This window comes from Streptomyces flaveolus (assembly GCF_044765825.1).
In the GTDB taxonomy this organism is placed as follows: Bacteria; Actinomycetota; Actinomycetes; order Streptomycetales; family Streptomycetaceae; genus Streptomyces; species Streptomyces flaveolus.
Map to the genome: position 1 here is coordinate 1 of NZ_JBIWKU010000004.1, position 15884 is coordinate 15884.

Here is a 15884-nt window from a genome sequence, read left to right on the forward strand (position 1 = left end):
CGCCTACGAGCACTTCGACGCCCGTGACGAGGGCTGGACCAAAGTGGTCCTGCACCCCGACGGACACGGCAACGGCCACAAGCGGTAAGAGAACCGCGGCCACCGCCCCGCCTGTGTCCCCCGGACCGGTCCGGGGGACGGGTGGCGATCTGCAACAGCGATCGTCCGCGCTCCGGCCCGGGGGACGGACGGCGGACGCTCAGCAGTGTCCGCCGTGGCGGCACCCCGTCCAGCGGCTGCGGCCGCCGGCCAGTTCGCGGGCCGCGTGGGAGGCTTCTGTGACCGACGGCTGCCGCACCTCGACCAGGCCACCGACGCGACCCGGCGGGGCGTTCCGGTCAGGCGGACACCCGTGACGTGGCTGCGTGCCTTCGGTGAGGTCGTGCGATCCGGGCTCACCGTCGAGGAGACGCGGCTGGAGCCCCTGCTCGCGCTGCGCACGGCCGCGGGGGTGGCGCTCGTCGTCGGGCCGACGCTGTGGCTGATCTCCCCTGCGTACGCCGCGTCCGCCGCCCTCGGCGCCTACTCCGCGGGCGGGGCAACCTTCCAGCGCACCTGGCGTCCACGCAAGGTGATCGCGCTCGGCGCGGGCGCGGGTCTGGCGCTCAGCACCTTCGTGGGCTACCTGGCGGCGGGGCGACTCGCGACGTTCCTCCCACTGCTGGCGGTATGGGCCTTTGCCGCGGGAATGGCCTGGGCCGTCGGATCGACCGCCGGGATCGTCGCAGCGACGACCGTGGGCAGCATGCTGGTGACCATCACCCTGCCCACGAGCGTCGGGCGCGCCCTGGAGCACGCCGGGGTCATCGCGCTCGGGGGCGTGACGCAGGCCGTGCTGATCTACCTGTTCCCGATCCGGCGTTGGGGGGCGCATCGTGACGCGCTCGCCGACGCCCTGGCCGCCGTGGCGGACTACGCCCGCCGGTTGCGGCACGACCCGACCGCCCCGTTCGACCCGGAACCGCTGATGACGGCCCGGGACGCGGCCGCCGTGACGCCGTCACAGGCCCGCACCCGCCCCTCCGTCCTGCACGGCCCCCGGGGACTGGCCGAGCGCATTCGGCCGGTCGTCGCCGCGCTCGCCGACCCGGACGTGGGAGCCCCGGCGGAGGGACCCGGGCGGGACCGCGCGCGGGAGTTGCTCGACGCGGCCGCCGACGTTCTGGATGCGGCCGCCCGTTCGATCCGCCGCGGCGCTCCCGCCGAGGTGCGGCCCGCGAGCATGGACGTCCTGCGCGTCGACGAGGAGCACGAGGTGCTGGAGGGCCCCGCGCGGCAAGCCGCCGAGCGGCTCGTGGAACTGCTCGGCGAGGCATTGGAGATCGCCGGGAGCGGCGGCGCGCGCGGGAGGACGCCCACGCCGCCCGGCCCCGCCCGTGCCCGGTTCCTGGTGCGCCCGACCATGCTCAGGCTGGTCCCGGTCGTCGCCCGGGCGGTCCGCCGTGAGCTCCGCCGGGACTCGCCCGTGTTCCGGCACGCCGTCCGCCTGGCGGCGGTGGCCACGCTCGGCTATCTGATCGCCACCCGGCTCCCGCTGGGCCACGGCTACTGGGCGCCCATCGCCTCGGTGATGGTGATGCGGCCGGACTTCCACCGGACGTACGCGCGTGCGGTGGCCCGTCTCGCCGGGACCCTGGCGGGGGTCGCGCTCGCCACCGGGATGGTCCGGGCCCTGGGCCCGGACGCCCATGTGTTCGGCGCGCTGGCGGTGGTCTCGGCGGGTCTGTCGTACACGCTGAACCGTACCGGCTACGCCTACTCGCAGTGCTTCACCGCCGCGTACGTCGTCTTCCTGCTCGGCATGGGCGGCCAGGCATGGGAGCAGACGGTCCCGGAGCGGGTGGTGCTCACCCTGCTCGGCGGGGCCCTGGCCATGCTGGCGTACGTGGTGTTCCCCGCGTGGGAGACGCCCCGGCTGCCGGGCCGGCTTGCGGACTGGCTCGCCGCCGACGGCCGCTACGCGGCCGCGGTGCTCCGGGACTACGCCGAACCGACCCGCGAGCATCACGTCGATATGCGCAGGGCCCTGCTGGCGAGCAGGGAGGCACGTGCCGCCTGGCAGGAGGCATACGACCGGGCACGGCAGGAACCGGTGCGCCCCAGGGGTCTGACGTCGCGTGAGGCGCAGGAGGCGCAGGAGGCGCTCAAGGGTTTCGGCCGGGCGGCGATGCTCATGGAGAGCCACGTCCCGCGGGCCGACGGCCGTTCCGTCCCGGAGGCGGAGCGGTTCGCCGAGGCTCTGGAGGCGGACACCGCCAAGGCAGCGGTGGACGTGCGCGAGCACAGGAATCCGGACTGGGGGCGCATGGAGGAGGCGCTCCACGCTTGGGAGGACACCGCCGCCGGCAACCGGAGCCCGGTCGTGCGACGCGAGGCGGAACTGCAGAAACGGGCCTTGGAAGACCTCGCGACGGCCGTGAGCCGCACCCCCCTGGAACGGGACGTCGGCTCTGCTCGCGAGGAGCAGCGGGTGCGGGCCGCCGTGGCGGCGGAAGGTGACGGGTCGGGACCCGCGCACCGGGGTGAGTGACGAAAAGTCGGCCACGGGGAGCGCCGCGTACGCCGCTGTTCCCATCCGAGGATTCGGCCCATCCGGGGTGCTGGCGCTGACGCCGTTTCGACGGCGGGCACGAGCGGTTGTCGGCGGTGGTTCCTTTCCTCGGCGGGAAGGACGGCGAGCCGCGTGCGACCGAGCCGTCCTTCCGTACGAGGGGCCGTGGGCGGGGGTGATGGTCGGGTCGCGGCGGCGGGCGGATCGGCTCGGCACAGTCGCCGCACTTGAGCAGCCCCCGAGGACGGGGCCCGTGCCGTGGGCGAGCTGTCGGGCCCCGTAGCGGACCTTCCGGGCGCAAGTCGTGATCACGCCTTGCCTCCACGGCGGGCCCACGCGTGCGCGTCGCGGCGTCGGCCGCTCAGGGACAGAAGTGGGTCAGTGACTCCGCGACGCAGGCCGGTTTCTGCGACCCCTCCAGTTCGAAGGTGAACGCCCGCGTCATCTGCACCCCGCCCCGGGCGACCTCCTTGACCTCGCCGACCGAGGCGCGCAGCCGGACGCGGCTGCCGACGGGGACGGGTGCCGGGTACCTGACGCGGTTGACGCCGTAGTTGAGTGCGCGCCCCACCCCGGTCACCTGGAGCAGCTCGCCGAACATCGGGATGCCCCAGCTCAGGACCATGTAGCCGTGTGCGATGGTGCGCCCGTACGGGCCGTCCGCGGCGCGCGCCACGTCGGTGTGGATCCACTGGTGGTCCCCGGAGACGTAGGCGTAGGCGTCGATGAGTTCCTGGGTGACCTCCTTCCAGCCCGAGTGCCCGAGGTCGCGTCCGCCGAGGGCGAGGATCTCCGGGATGCCGTGCACGGTCAGGGGCATGGGCGGTACTCCGTTCTGCGTGTGGGACGGTCAGGCGCTGACGGGGGCGGTGCGGGACTCGGCGACGGCGGGGCCTGCGGCCTGCTCGTCGTGGTCGGGACGCCTGAGCAGCAGGAGCATGCAGCCCAGGGTGAGTGCCACCTGGAAGACGGCGTAGGCGATGACCGCGGTGACGGAGCCGGTCCGGTTGAGCAGGAACTGGCCGATGATCGGCGTCGTGCCGCCCAGCAGCGTGCCGCACAGCTGGTAGCAGAGTGAGATTCCGGTGTAGCGCAGGTGGGCGGGGAAGCGGCTCGCGAGCATGCCGGCGAGGGCGGCGTAGTACAGGCAGTGCGGGATGGTGGCGACGGAGACACCGAGCATCGCCAGGCCGTAGTTCTCGGTGCCGATGAGGACGAACATCAGTGGCATCAGGACCAGTTCGGGCACCAGCATCACGAGCACGGCGCGGGACCAGCTCTTCATCCTGGTGGCCATGACCGCGCCGAAGGGCTGGACGACGATCTGGGTGATGTTGGCGACCAGGATGATCGTGAGGAAGGAACTGCGGTCGAATCCGAGCGAGCTGGTGGCCCAGGACAGGGCGAACGTCGACTTGAAGTAGGTCGCCGACAGGCCGATGGTGCAGGCGCCGATGCCGAGGACGATCAGCATGGGGTGGCTGCGCAGTACCTCGGAGAGCGGAAGCCTGACGACTTCCTTCTTCTCGATCAGCTTGGCCATGGCCGGGGACTCGGCGACCTTCAGCCGGACCAGCAGGCCGACCATGACGAGCGCGGCGGAGGCGAGGAAGGGCACCCGCCAGCCCCAGGCGACGAAGGCGTCGTCGGGCAGTTGGCTGATGGCCAGGAAGCTCAGGGTGGAGAGGGTGTTGCCGACGGGCGAGCCCTGCTGGGCGAACGCCCCGTACAGCACCGATTTGCCCTTGGGGGCGTGTTCGGAGGCGATCAGCACGGAGCCGCCCCATTCACCGCCGAGACCGATGCCCTGGATCATGCGGATGCAGACCAGGAGGATCGGGGCGGCGATGCCGATGGACCCGTAGTCCGGGAGCAGACCGATCGCGGTGGTGGAGAGCCCCATCATCAGCAGGGTGATGACGAGGGTCTTCTTGCGGCCGAGGCGGTCGCCGTAGTGGCCGAAGACGATGCCGCCGATGGGGCGGGCGAGGAAGCCGACCCAGAAGGTGGCGAAGGCGACCAGGGTGCCTACGGCGCCTCCGAGCTCGGGGAAGAACACCTTGTCGAAGACGAGTGCCGCCGCGGTGCCGTAGATGTAGAAGTCGAACCACTCGATGGTCGAACCGATGAAGGCTCCGAATCCCGCGCGGTTGGCGGCTTTCGTCTTCTCGCGTGCGGTGGCGGTGGACGCACTCATGGGTGGCTCCCTGTGAACATCGTTCATCAAGCGGATGGGGATGACTGACCGGGCGTCGCCCGGGACGCCCTGCGCCGCGCGAGTGGTACGGGGACGGCGGCGCGGAAGGGAAACGGCTGCGGGGGGGGGTGTCCTCAGGCGGTGACGCGCTCGAAGACCGCGGCGAGGCCCTGGCCGCCGCCGATGCACATGGTCTCCAGGCCGTAGCGGGCCCGGCTGCGGTGCATCTCGTGGGCGAGGGTGGCGAGGATGCGGGCACCGGTGGCGCCGACCGGGTGGCCGAGCGAGACTCCGGAGCCGTTGACGTTGATCCGCTGCTCGTGGTCCTTCTCGCCGAGGCCGAGCTCCCGGGTGCAGGCCAGGACCTGGGCGGCGAACGCCTCGTTGATCTCGATGAGGTCGATGTCGGCGAGGGTGAGCCCGGCGCGGCCGAGGGCGGCGTGGGTGGCCGGGACCGGCCCGATGCCCATGGTGGCGGCGGGGACACCGGCCCGGGCGAAGGACACGAGACGGACCAGCGGGGTGAGGCCGAGCCTTGCGGCGGTGGCGGCGCTGGTGACCAGGCAGGCGGCGGCCGCGTCGTTCTGACCGCTGGCGTTGCCCGCGGTTACGGTCGCCTCCGGGTCGCTCTCGCCCATGATCGGGCGCAGTGCCGCGAGTTGGCCGGCGGTCGTGTCGGGGCGGGGGTGCTCGTCGGCGGTCACCACCGTCTCGCCCTTGCGTGTGCGTACGGTGACGGGGACCGTCTCCGCGTCGTAGCGCCCCTCCGTCATGGCGCGGGCGGCTCGCATCTGGGAGCGCAGGGCGAGTGCGTCCTGGTCGGCGCGGCTGATGGAGTAGGCGCGGCGCAGGTTCTCCGCGGTCTCGATCATGCCGCCGGGGACGGGATGGTGGACGCCGCCCGCGGTGACCCGGCCGCGGGCCAGTGCGTCGTGGAGCTGGAGGCCGGGGCCCTTGATGCCCCAGCGGCCGTCGTGCGTGTAGTAGGGGGCGGCGCTCATCACGTCGACGCCGCCCGCGATGACGACCTCGCTGAAGCCCGCCCGGATCTGCAGGGCGGCGTCGAGGACGGCTTGCAGTCCCGAGCCGCAGCGGCGGTCGGTCTGGAGGCCGGTGACGGTGTCGGGGAGCCCTGCGTCCAGGGCGGCGACGCGGCCGATGGCCGGGGCCTCGGACGTGGGGTACGCGTGTCCGAGGATCACCTCGTCGACCCGGCTCGGGTCGATTCCTGTGCGGGCGACCACCTCCGCGACGACGCGTGCGGCGAGCGCCGCGGGTGTCTGCTGGGCGAAGACTCCGCCGAAACGCCCGATCGGGGTGCGCAGCGGTTCGCAGATGACGACGTCCGAGGGGTCGTCCGAGGGGTCGGGCACGGCGGAACACCTTTCGGCGGCTCGGGTGTGTGGGGCGACCTTCGCACCCGACCACTGAGTCGGTCCAATATCGAGTTGGCCTCCTATTGATTCGTCTCCCGTCTCAACGGGCCGGGGAAGGCGTCGGCAGGGCCTCCTCGGCCACCGCGAGTACGGTCCGCAGAGCGGCGGACGGATTGTCGGCGCGCCAGGCGAGCGCGGCCTGCCGCCGGACCGGAGGGCCGGCCAGGGGCCGGTAGACGAGCCCGCCCTGCTGGATGTGCCGGACGGAGGAGACGGTGAGTGTGACACCGACACCCGCCGCGACGAGGGCCAGGATCGTGTACGAGTCGGGGGCCTCCTGCACCACCCGCGGGTTGAAGCCGGCCGACTCGCAGACCTGGACCATCGCGTCGCGCACCGTGGAGCCGGCGTTCGCGGGGAAGGAGACGAAGGGTTCGTCGGCGAGGATCGCGATCGGGATGCTCTCGAGTCCGGCCAGCCGGTGGTCGGAGGGCAGAGCGCACAGCAGCTCCTCCTCGTCGATCACCCGGTAGGCCACCCCCGGCTGGGTCACCGGGAGACGGACGAACCCCAGATCGAGGGATCCGTCGGCGACCCGGGACAGGGCGACGTTGGCATACGTCTGCCCCTTCATGACCAGCTCCAGCCCGGGGTGGGCGGCCCGCACGGCCCGGGTCAGGTGGGGCAGCGTCTCGTGGCTGGAGGCGCCGGCGAAGCCGATGGTGACCCGGCCGCACTCCCCCCGCCCCGCGGCCTTGACCGCTCGCACCGCGGTGTCGAGGTCCTCCAGCACGGCCCGGACGGGTCCGAGGAAGGTCTCCCCCTCGCTGGTGAGCCGTACCGAGCGGGTGTTGCGCTCGAAGAGCTGGACGCCGAGCTCCTTCTCGAGCTGGCGGACCTGCTGGCTGAGCGGGGGCTGGGCCATCTGCAGCCGCTTGGCGGCCCGGCCGAAGTGCAGCTCCTCGGCCACCGCGGTGAACGCCGTGAGATGACGCAGTTCCATCGGAGAACCCATTCTTCGGAGTGTCGTCTTAATGGGACCTTAATTTGGTATTGGACAGCACTCAATAGCTGCTGCCACGGTAGGGCGACCGCACGCACTCGCCGAGGAGCACCGTGGAACGGACGCAAACGGCCGACGGGGCCGGCAAAGTCATGTCGATGAGGGAGGCCGTCGCCACCTTCGTGCACGACGGCGCCACCGTCGGCATCGAAGGCTTCACCCATCTGATCCCCACCGCCGCCGGGCACGAGATCATCCGTCAGCGCCGCCGTGACCTCACCGTCGTACGGATGACGGCGGACATCGTGGTGGACCAGATGATCGCCGCCGGCTGTGTCTCACGGCTGGTCTCCTCCTTCGTCGGCAACTCCTCGGCCGGTTCGCTCGGTGAGCTGCGGCGCAGGATCGAGCGCGCCGACCCGGCGCCGCTGGCCTTCGAGGAGTACAGCCACTACGGGATGGTCTGCCGCTACCTGGCCGGTGCGCAGCGGCTCCCCTTCTATCCGCTGCGCAGCTACGGCGGCAGCGACCTGCCGGGCGTCAACGACGATCTGCGCAAGGTGACGTCTCCCTATCCGGGGCCGGACGGCGAACCCGAGCAGATCTACGTCGTCCCGCCGGTCAATCCGGACGTCACGATCGTCCACGCCCAGCGGGCGGACCGCCTGGGCAACACCCAGATCTGGGGGTTGACCGGCATCCAGGCGGAGGCGGTGTACGCGGCGGACAGGGCCATCGTCGTGGTCGAGGAGGTCGTCGACGAGGAGGTGGTCCGCTCGGATCCCAACCGGACGCTGATCCCGGCACACGCCGTCGACGCCGTCGTCGTCTGCCCGCGCGGCGCGCACCCGTCCTTCGCACAGGGCTACTACGACCGCGACAACGCCTTCTACCGTGCCTGGTCCCACATCAGCGCGGACCCGGAGCGGCTGCGGGAGTGGCTGGACGAGTGGGTGTACGGAACGGCCGACCACGCCGAGTACGCCGCGAAGCTGGGCGAGGAGTACTGGGCGGGGCTCGCGGTCGGCGAGGCGCTCAGCGAACCGGTGAACTACGGGCGGCGGCTGTGAGCACGCCGCGGGAAAGGAAAGAGACCGTGACGCTCACCGCACCCGAGGCGGTCACGTCCTCGGAGCTGCTCTCCGTCGTCGCCTCCCGTGAGCTGGCCTCCCGGCGGACGGTGTTCGCCGGCATCGGGCTGCCGACGCTCGCCGCCGAGCTGGCCCATCTGACCGTCGCGCCGCAGATCGAGGTCGTGTACGAGTCCGGGGTCTGCGGCGCGCACCCGTCGCACCTGCCGGAGACCATCGCCGACGCCGTCCTCGTCTCGGGCGCGGAGGCGGTGCTGTCGATGCCGGCGCTGTTCGGATATGTGCTGCAGGGCGGCCACATCGACGTCGGTTTCCTGGGAGCCGCCCAGATCGACCGCTGGGGCAACCTCAACACCTCCGTGATCGGGGACTGGGAGCGCCCGGACGTGCGGCTGCCGGGCTCCGGCGGCGCGATCGAGGTGATGGCCAACTCCCGTGAGGTCTTCGTGGTGATGCGCCGCCACACTCCGCGCTCCTTCACCGAGACCCTGGACTTCTGCACCACCCCCGGACCGGACCGGGCGCTGGCGGAGGGCATCCGCCCTCTGGGCGTCGGCGTCACCCGGGTCATCACCGAACTGGGCATCCTCGCCCGTGAGGGCATCGGGGAGGAACTGCGGCTCATCGCCGTCCACCCCGGTGTGACGGTCGACCAGGTCCGCGAGGCCACCGGCTGGGAGCTGAAGGTGGACGGCTCCGTGGAGACCGTGGAGCCGCCGACCGCGGCGGAGCTGCGGCTGCTGCGGGAGGACGTGGACCCCAACCGCGTCTACCTCCGCTGAGCCGACTCGCCTTTCCGGTTCCCCGAGCCCCTACCGCACGTTCCGCACCTACGAGAGGACCGTAATCGCCATGCGCATCAGGATCGTCGGTGCCGGAGCCATGGGCCGCGGTATCGCCCAGTGGGCTGCGTCCGCCGGACACACCGTGGAGCTGTGCGACGTCCGGCGGGAGGCCGTCGCAGCGGCCGTGGACTTCGTACGGTCCATGCTGGAACGGGCGGTGGACAAGGGCCGGATGTCCACCGGGGACCGCGCGTCCGTCCTGGAGCGGCTGGTCCCGCTGGACGACCCGTGGGTCCCCGGCCCGGACGTCGAACTGGTCGTCGAAGCCGTACGGGAGGACCTGGACACCAAGGCCGAGGTGTTCGGGAAACTGGAGCAGGTCCTGCCCGCCTCCGCCGTCTTCGCCACCAACACCTCGTCCCTGTCCGTGACCCGGATCGCCGCCACCCTGGACGACCCGAGCCGGCTCGTGGGGCTGCACTTCTTCAATCCCGTGCCGCTGATGAAGATCGTCGAGGTGGTGCCGGGTGCGGCGACCCGGCCGGACATCCCGCCGGCCCTCACCGCGCTGGTGGAGGGCTGCGGCCACCGCGCGGTCACGGTCGCGGACACGCCGGGCTTCCTGGTCAACCACGCCGGCCGGGGCCTGGTCACGGAGGCGCTGGCGCTGCTGGAGGAGTCGGTTGCCGAACCGGTGGACATCGACCGGATCGCCCGGGACGTGCTGGGGCTGCGGATGGGTCCGTTCGAGCTGATGGATCTCACGGGGCTCGACGTCACGGCCGCGGTGATCGACTCGATCTGGGAGGGCTTCCGGCACGAGGACCGCCTGCGCCCCTCCTATCTCACCCCGAACCGGGTGACCGCGGGCCTGCACGGCCGGAAGACGGACCGGGGCTGGTACGCCTACGGCCCCGATGCTCCAGCCCCCGCCTCCGTCGCCGAGCCGCCGGTGACGGGCGACGCGGACCGGCCCGTGTTCGTGACGGAGACGGACTCGCCGTCCGCGGCCGCGCTGCGGGAGGCGCTGGCCGCCGCCGGGGCGACCGTGGAGGACGGCCCGGAGCCGTCCGGTGACGCGGTGGTGCTGGTTCCGGTCTGGGGCGCCACGGTGGCCTCCGCCGTGGCCGCGCTGGGTCTGCCCGCCGGACGCACCTTCGGGGTGGACCCGCTGCCCGCGGGGGGCCGGCGCCGGGTGCTCGCGGTGACACCTGCGGCCGATCCGTCCGCCGCGCGGGACGCGCGTGCGGTCCTGGCCCGGGCGGCGGACGGTGAGGAGCCGTACGCCGTGTCGGTGGTGCGGGACACGGCGGGCTCAGTGGCACAGCGGCTGCTGGCCTCCGTGGTGTCGGTCGCCTCCTCGATCGCGGAGCGCTCGCTCGCCGCCCCGGCGGACATCGACCTGGCCGTGAGGACCGGACTCGGCTACCCCGTCGGGCCGCTGTCCTGGGGTGACCGGATCGGCGCCGCCCGGATGCTGGATCTCCAGCGGGCCCTGCACGCCACGACCGGCGACCCGCGGCACCGCCCGACCCGGTGGCTCACCGAGCGCGCCCAGCTCGGTCTCCCCCTGGCGGCGCCGGGCACGTCGCCCGCCGACTGCACCGGCCGGTGACGGCGGAAGTCTCCGTTTCTCAGGGAGCCGCGTCTCGGGCACGCCGGATCGTCGACGTGCCCGGTGTCCCCCACCGCCCGCGCGGCGGGGGACGGGACCCCCGGAGCCTCCGCGAGCCTTCTAAGTGATCCGGTGCGACACGCGTCCGCGCAGGAGGGCCGCGAACCCCGCCCTCAGGTCCTCCTTCAGGTCGGCCAGGGCCTCGAAGCCGACGTGCACCCGGATCAGGGGGCCGCGGCCCGCCCACGTCCCGGGCAGTCGACGGGAGACGGGGTCGGCGGGGACGACGAGGCTCTCGTAGCCGCCGTAGCTGTGGCCGAGACCGAAGAGGCGCAGCTGGTCCAGCATCGCGTCGATGTGCGGTTTGCCGAAGGACGGATCGAGTTCCACCCCGAACAGGCCGGTCGCGCCGGTGAAGTCGCGGCGCCACAGATCGTGGCCGGGGTCCCCGGGCAGTGCGGGGTGCAGGACCGCCGCCACACCTTCCTGTTCCGCGATCCAGCGGGCCAGTTCCCGTCCCTGTTCGTGGTGGCGGGCCAGGCGCACCCCGAGGGTGCGCAGTCCGCGCAGGCCCAGGTAGGCGTCGTCGGCGCTCGCGCACTGGCCGAGCCGCATCGCCGCCCCCCGGACGAGCGGGTAGCTCTCCTCGGTGCAGACGACCGCCCCGAGGATGCTGTCCGCGTGGCCCGTCAGGTACTTGGTCGCGGAGTGCACCACGGCGTCCACGCCCGCGCCCAGTGCCAGCGGGCGGTGGTACACGGGTGTGGCCCAGGTGTTGTCGGCGACGGTGGCCACCCCGCGGGCCCGGCAGACGGCGGTGAGCGCCGGGATGTCCTGCACCTCGAAGGTGGTGGAGCCCGGGGACTCGAGGTACAGCAGCCGTGTCCGGGGGCGGATCAGCCGGGCGATCGCGGCGCCGTCCGCGGTCGGACTGTAGTACTCGGTCTCCACCCCCAGCGTGGCGAGCGAGTCGCAGAACTTCCGGGTCGGCAGATACACCGAGTCGCTGACGAGGATGTGGTCGCCGGCCTGGACGTACGCGAGGATCGTCGTGGTGATCGCCGCGAGGCCGGAGCACGTCACCACCGCGGCGTGGCCGCCCTCCAGTTCGGTCAGTGCCTCCTCGAAGGCGCGGGTGGTGGGCGTGCCGAAACGGCCGTAGACCGGGCCGCCGCGCTTGAGCGGGTCGGCCTGGGAGGCGTCCATCTCGGCCACGTCCCGGTAGAGGACCGTGGAGGCGTGGTGCACGGGCGGGTTGACGTAGCCGCCCTGCCGACGTGGGTCCGAACCGGCGTGGACGTACCGTGTCTCCGGCGAGTCGACGGGCTCGTTCACCGGCCCACCGCCGGTTCGGGCAGCGGCGGTTCGGGCACGGCGGGCTGCCGGTAGCGGCCGAGCGCCAGGGCGAGCAGTGCCGCGATCGCGCACTGAGCCCCCACCACGAGCCAGAACGTGCCCAGGTGCCCGGCGGACTTGTAGTGGGCGAAGACGAATCCGCCGACGACACCGGCGAGGAGTCCACCGACTCCGCCCGTGAGCCGCTGCACCCCGAAGGCGAACGCGGCGTTGCGCGGCAGGAGGTCGACGAGTTCCAGGTCGCAGCGGAGGAAGAGGAAGATCTCCCCCATGGTGAACAGCGCGGTGCCGCCCAGCAGGGCCGGGGTGCCACCGAGGGCCATGACCGCCATGCCGGCCGCCATCACGGCGAACGAACCGGCCATCAGCAGGCGGTAGTCGGCCCGGGCGATACGGTCGGCGAGCACCGGCTGGAGCACCACCACCATGGCGCAGTTGAGCAGCATGACCCAGCCCAGCGCCTGGATGTCGGACACCCCGGCCGCGTACAGACCTATGAAGCTCTGGAAGAAGAAGTACAGGTAGTAGGCGAGCGCGGTGAACAGGACCGGGCGCAGCGCTCCCCGCAGCGCCGCCCACTTCCCGGTGGGCCCTTCCTCCCCGGCCGTCTCCGGCGCCGCGGCCGGCCGGCGCTCGGCCTGCTTCAGGGTGATCTGGTGGGCCACGGTGATCAGCGCGAAGAGCGCGGCGAGACCGATGAGCAGTGCCATCGGGTCGGCGTCGACCAGCAGCGCGGCCAGCAGCGGGCCGAGGCCCATACCGGCATTGAGCGCGGCGCTGCTCACCCCGAGGAACAGCGGTCGCAGCTCGTCGGAGACGCTGGTGACGATGTACGCCTTGTTCGCCGGGAGGTACAGCGCGGGGCCGCCCGCCACGAGGACGACGGCCGGGTACGCCGCCCAGGGCACCTTGACGGCCACCCCGAGCAGCACCAGGCCGGCAGTGCGCAGGGCGAGCGCGAACACCATGGTCCGCTTGAGCCCGAGCCGGTCCACGACCGCGCCGCCGAGGATGCTGCCGCCGAACTGGATGAAGGTGGCCACCGCCACCAGGACCCCGGCCACGCGGATGTCCAGGTGGACGGCCTCGACCATGAGCACCCCGATGAACGGGGTGACCATGTAACTGCCCAGCGCGACGACGAACGACAGGACGATCAGGGCCTTGAGCCCGGACGGCAGACCGGTGAACGTCCGGTACCTCGCGGTGAGTCCGCCACCGGCGCGTCCCCCGCTCACGGCGCGTCGCTCTCGCCGGTGGCCACGGGGCGTTCCGAGGGCAGGCCCCACTCGCTCCGGGAACCGTCGTACACGGCGAGTTCGCGGTGGCCGGCCCGGACCGGCGGGCCGGGCGGGCCGGGCGGGCCGACGGCGTCGGTTCCCGTGGGCGCCGGCGCATTCACGCGATACCTCCCGAGGACGGGGCCGGCCGCCACCGGGAGGTGTCGGAGAACCAGCCCGCCACGCGTTCGAGATTGGCGGCCACCTCCTCCTCGCTGTCGCCACCGACCACGTAACCGGCCAGGAACAGCCCGGACTTCACGCCGCCGTGGAACTCCTGGCCGGCGGTCCCGGTGACCATCACCTCACGGACGCACTCGGGCTGCTCGGCCGCCGTGGGCAGCCGCTCCAGCACCCCGTTCTGCGGCGGGATGCACAGGGCGCCTGCGGGCCGGTACCCGTGGGTGGCCGGCGTCGGGGTCAGGCCGCACTCGGCGTACAGCCACGCCTTGTCCAGGTCCATCCCGAACGCCTGCCGGACCAGCGCGCTGATCATGCCTCCGCCGGTGCGGCTGGCGATCTCGCAGAAGACCAGCCGGTCGTCCGGCGTGATCCAGAACTCGGCGTGGAAGGCGGTGTGCGGCGGCGTCGGCAGCTCGGCCAGCACCGCCCGCGCCGCCTTGACCAGCCGGTCGTACTCGGGATCCTGCCGGGTGAGCGGCAGGTTGGCCACCCAGTCGTTGCTCCGGAACGACAGACAGTCGTTGAGGTAGCGGAAGGGGTGGACGAAGACGACCTCCCCGTCGGCCACCAGCCCGTCCACGTGGTACATCTGCCCGGGAACGAACACCTCGATCTCGCTGCTCCCCCGCCACGGACTGGCCAGGTAGGCGTCCAGCTCCGCCTCGTCGCGGATGATCGCCGCGCCCAGCGAGCCCGACTCGGACACCGGCTTGATCACGACCGGGTAGCCGTGCTCGGCGACGAATTCGAGGGCGGTGTAGGCCGAGTCGAGCCGGCGGTAGGCCGGCACGTCGACGGGACCGCCCGCGAGATGGTCCTTCATCACGACCTTGTCGCGGAAGGCCAGCGCGCTCGCGGTGTGCTGTCCCGGCAGACCGAGCAGCTCCCGCAGCTGGGCGGCGCGTACGACATCGGCCTCGGCCCGGGCGAAGACCGCCTCGACCGCGAACTCGCGGGCCAGCCGCAGCGCGGTCTTCTCGACCAGCTGGTTGGTGTCGTACGCGTCGAAGGCGTGCACGTGCGGGAGATGGGAGTAGCTCTCCGCGTACTCACGCGCGGTCACGACGACCGGGACGATCCCCGAGCCGGCCAGCCACTGGTCGTACGGGGTCTTGGCATACGGCGTCTTGGCGAAGACGAGGATGTGGCGCATTGCTGGGGTCTTTCTCTCGGTTCAGGAGGCGGAGTCGGTGAGGAGCGGCAGCCGGCGCCGCTCCGGGACCCGGGAGATCAGGCCGAGTTCCTCGGACAGCTCGGTGGCGAAGCAGCCGTCCTTGTACGTGCCGGACATCCGCTTGGCGGTGAACGCCTCGATCTCCTCGTGGTCGAACTCCACGTCGTACGTGGTGCCGCCGGTGGTGACGGTGCGGGTCAGGATGCCGAGGTGCGGTTCGAAGGTGTTAACACAGCCGACGACGTCGCCGATCTTCTCGCGGCGGCCATCGGGGCCCTCGGAGAGCACCTCCTCCGGCGCGGGGATGGCGGCGAAGAGCTGACGACCGGCCCGGCACCAGCCGACGTGGCCGGGGAAGCCCATGGCCTTGATGCCGAACGTGCCGAAGTCCTCGCTGACGCCGAGCTGGAAGCCGAGCGGGATCGTCTCGTGGAGCCACTTGAAGTCGCGGTACGCCTGCTCGACCTCCTGGCGGCTCAGCCGCAGCTCGGGGTGGCGGTTGCCGTGGTCGGTGAAGTTGTTGAAGCGGACGGTGGCCACGCCCAGCTTGTTGAAGTAGTGGGCGTAGCGCTCCAGGGAGGTGCGGCCGTGGTTGTGACGTCCGACGGTGACGCCGATGTTGACGCGGAACGCGTCCTCGGGGGCGACGCCCTTGTTGTACTCGGCGATGCGGCGCAGCACCTCCTCGGTGTCCGCGCCGGAGAAGACGCCCTTGATGGGGTACGTCTTGTGATCGGTGACCTCGAGGTTCTCGTCGATCACGCCGTGGTAGGTGATGGAGATGGTGCCGTAGCCGTTCTCCACCGCCCGGTCGAGGAGTTCCCGCCAGTTGTCGGCGAGCAGGGGGCGTCCGCTGGTCCAGGCGTCGCCCTTCTCCATCGTGGCGGTCGGTGTGTGGTCCAGCTCCTGGCGGAACTCGCGGTTGTTGGCCGGTCCGTAGAGGTTCATGAACTCGCCGTCGTAGGCGAAGCTGTCCACGTAGCGCGGGTACACGTGGTACCCGTGCGACTGCAGGCCCTCCAGGATGCGGGGGCCTTCCTCCATGGCGAAGGACTTGTCGTAGACCTTCTCGTAGTTGACGAACCAGCAGTGCGCGCACTTCTGGCCGCAGGTGTTCTTGCCGACCTTGGTGTCGAGGTCGAGGTAGATGTGGATGTCGTCGGGCTTGATGTCCTTGAAGGGCGTGGAGAACGGGACATCGCCGTGGAAATCGTAGGAAATCGGCGCGTTTTTGACGGTCATGTGGTCCCCCCGGTGTGGTGTGGTCGTCGGG

General features: G+C 71.9%; 13 protein-coding genes. 4 read left to right on the forward strand and 9 right to left on the reverse strand.

The annotated features are described in order from the left end of the window. Positions 1 to 352 precede the first annotated feature (352 nt). On the forward strand, positions 353 to 2530 hold the full coding sequence (locus tag ACIRG6_RS13265) for an FUSC family protein (RefSeq protein WP_364821877.1): 2178 nt from the start codon (positions 353 to 355) through the stop codon (positions 2528 to 2530). Between the two features lie 382 nt (positions 2531 to 2912). Here the strand turns inward: ACIRG6_RS13265 and ACIRG6_RS13270 are convergent, their stop codons facing one another. From ACIRG6_RS13270 to ACIRG6_RS13285, 4 genes are all read right to left on the reverse strand, one after another. Next, positions 2913 to 3371 (reverse strand): MaoC family dehydratase, encoded by a 459-nt coding sequence (locus ACIRG6_RS13270; RefSeq protein ID WP_403322513.1) that lies wholly within the window; start codon positions 3369 to 3371, stop codon positions 2913 to 2915. Between the two features lie 30 nt (positions 3372 to 3401). Further along, on the reverse strand, positions 3402 to 4748 hold the full coding sequence (locus ACIRG6_RS13275) for an MFS transporter (protein ID WP_403322514.1): 1347 nt from the start codon (positions 4746 to 4748) through the stop codon (positions 3402 to 3404). A 134-nt stretch (positions 4749 to 4882) separates the two neighbouring features. Next, entirely contained in the window at positions 4883 to 6121 is a 1239-nt protein-coding gene (locus ACIRG6_RS13280; protein ID WP_364821880.1) for an acetyl-CoA C-acetyltransferase, read from the reverse strand. A gap of 103 nt (positions 6122 to 6224) precedes the next feature. Further along, positions 6225 to 7127, reverse strand: coding sequence for a LysR family transcriptional regulator (locus ACIRG6_RS13285; RefSeq protein WP_403323107.1), 903 nt, complete (start codon positions 7125 to 7127; stop codon positions 6225 to 6227). A gap of 152 nt (positions 7128 to 7279) precedes the next feature. Between ACIRG6_RS13285 and ACIRG6_RS13290 the strand changes: the two genes are divergently transcribed. From ACIRG6_RS13290 to ACIRG6_RS13300, 3 genes are all read left to right on the forward strand, one after another. Beyond that, positions 7280 to 8197 carry a CoA transferase subunit A gene (locus ACIRG6_RS13290; RefSeq protein ID WP_403323110.1) on the forward strand — a complete coding sequence of 306 codons (918 nt, stop codon included), beginning with the start codon at positions 7280 to 7282 and terminating at the stop codon, positions 8195 to 8197. A gap of 26 nt (positions 8198 to 8223) precedes the next feature. Then, positions 8224 to 9000 (forward strand): CoA-transferase subunit beta, encoded by a 777-nt coding sequence (locus ACIRG6_RS13295; RefSeq protein ID WP_364681434.1) that lies wholly within the window; start codon positions 8224 to 8226, stop codon positions 8998 to 9000. 70 nt (positions 9001 to 9070) lie between these two features. Further along, positions 9071 to 10618 (forward strand): 3-hydroxyacyl-CoA dehydrogenase, encoded by a 1548-nt coding sequence (locus tag ACIRG6_RS13300; protein WP_403322516.1) that lies wholly within the window; start codon positions 9071 to 9073, stop codon positions 10616 to 10618. A 120-nt stretch (positions 10619 to 10738) separates the two neighbouring features. Here ACIRG6_RS13300 and metC read toward each other — a convergent pair whose 3' ends face one another. From metC to ACIRG6_RS13325, 5 genes are read right to left on the reverse strand one after another with little or no spacing between them, the layout of a single operon-like run. Continuing rightward, complete coding sequence (gene metC / locus ACIRG6_RS13305; RefSeq protein ID WP_403322518.1) at positions 10739 to 11953, reverse strand: cystathionine beta-lyase; 1215 nt, start codon at positions 11951 to 11953, stop codon at positions 10739 to 10741. Further along, positions 11950 to 13212: an MFS transporter gene (locus tag ACIRG6_RS13310; protein WP_403322521.1), complete on the reverse strand. Its 1263-nt coding sequence runs from the start codon at positions 13210 to 13212 to the stop codon at positions 11950 to 11952. The genes metC and ACIRG6_RS13310 overlap by 4 nt, the downstream gene beginning before the upstream one ends. After that, the gene (locus ACIRG6_RS13315; protein ID WP_403322523.1) at positions 13209 to 13376 is read right to left on the reverse strand and encodes a hypothetical protein; all 168 of its coding nucleotides are present in this window, start codon (positions 13374 to 13376) and stop codon (positions 13209 to 13211) included. Before ACIRG6_RS13315 ends, ACIRG6_RS13310 begins: the two co-directional genes overlap by 4 nt. Further along, positions 13373 to 14590: an ATP-grasp domain-containing protein gene (locus ACIRG6_RS13320; protein ID WP_403322525.1), complete on the reverse strand. Its 1218-nt coding sequence runs from the start codon at positions 14588 to 14590 to the stop codon at positions 13373 to 13375. The genes ACIRG6_RS13315 and ACIRG6_RS13320 overlap by 4 nt, the downstream gene beginning before the upstream one ends. A gap of 21 nt (positions 14591 to 14611) precedes the next feature. Next, positions 14612 to 15853, reverse strand: coding sequence for a radical SAM protein (locus tag ACIRG6_RS13325; RefSeq protein WP_364821890.1), 1242 nt, complete (start codon positions 15851 to 15853; stop codon positions 14612 to 14614). Between the last annotated feature and the right edge of the window lie 31 nt (positions 15854 to 15884).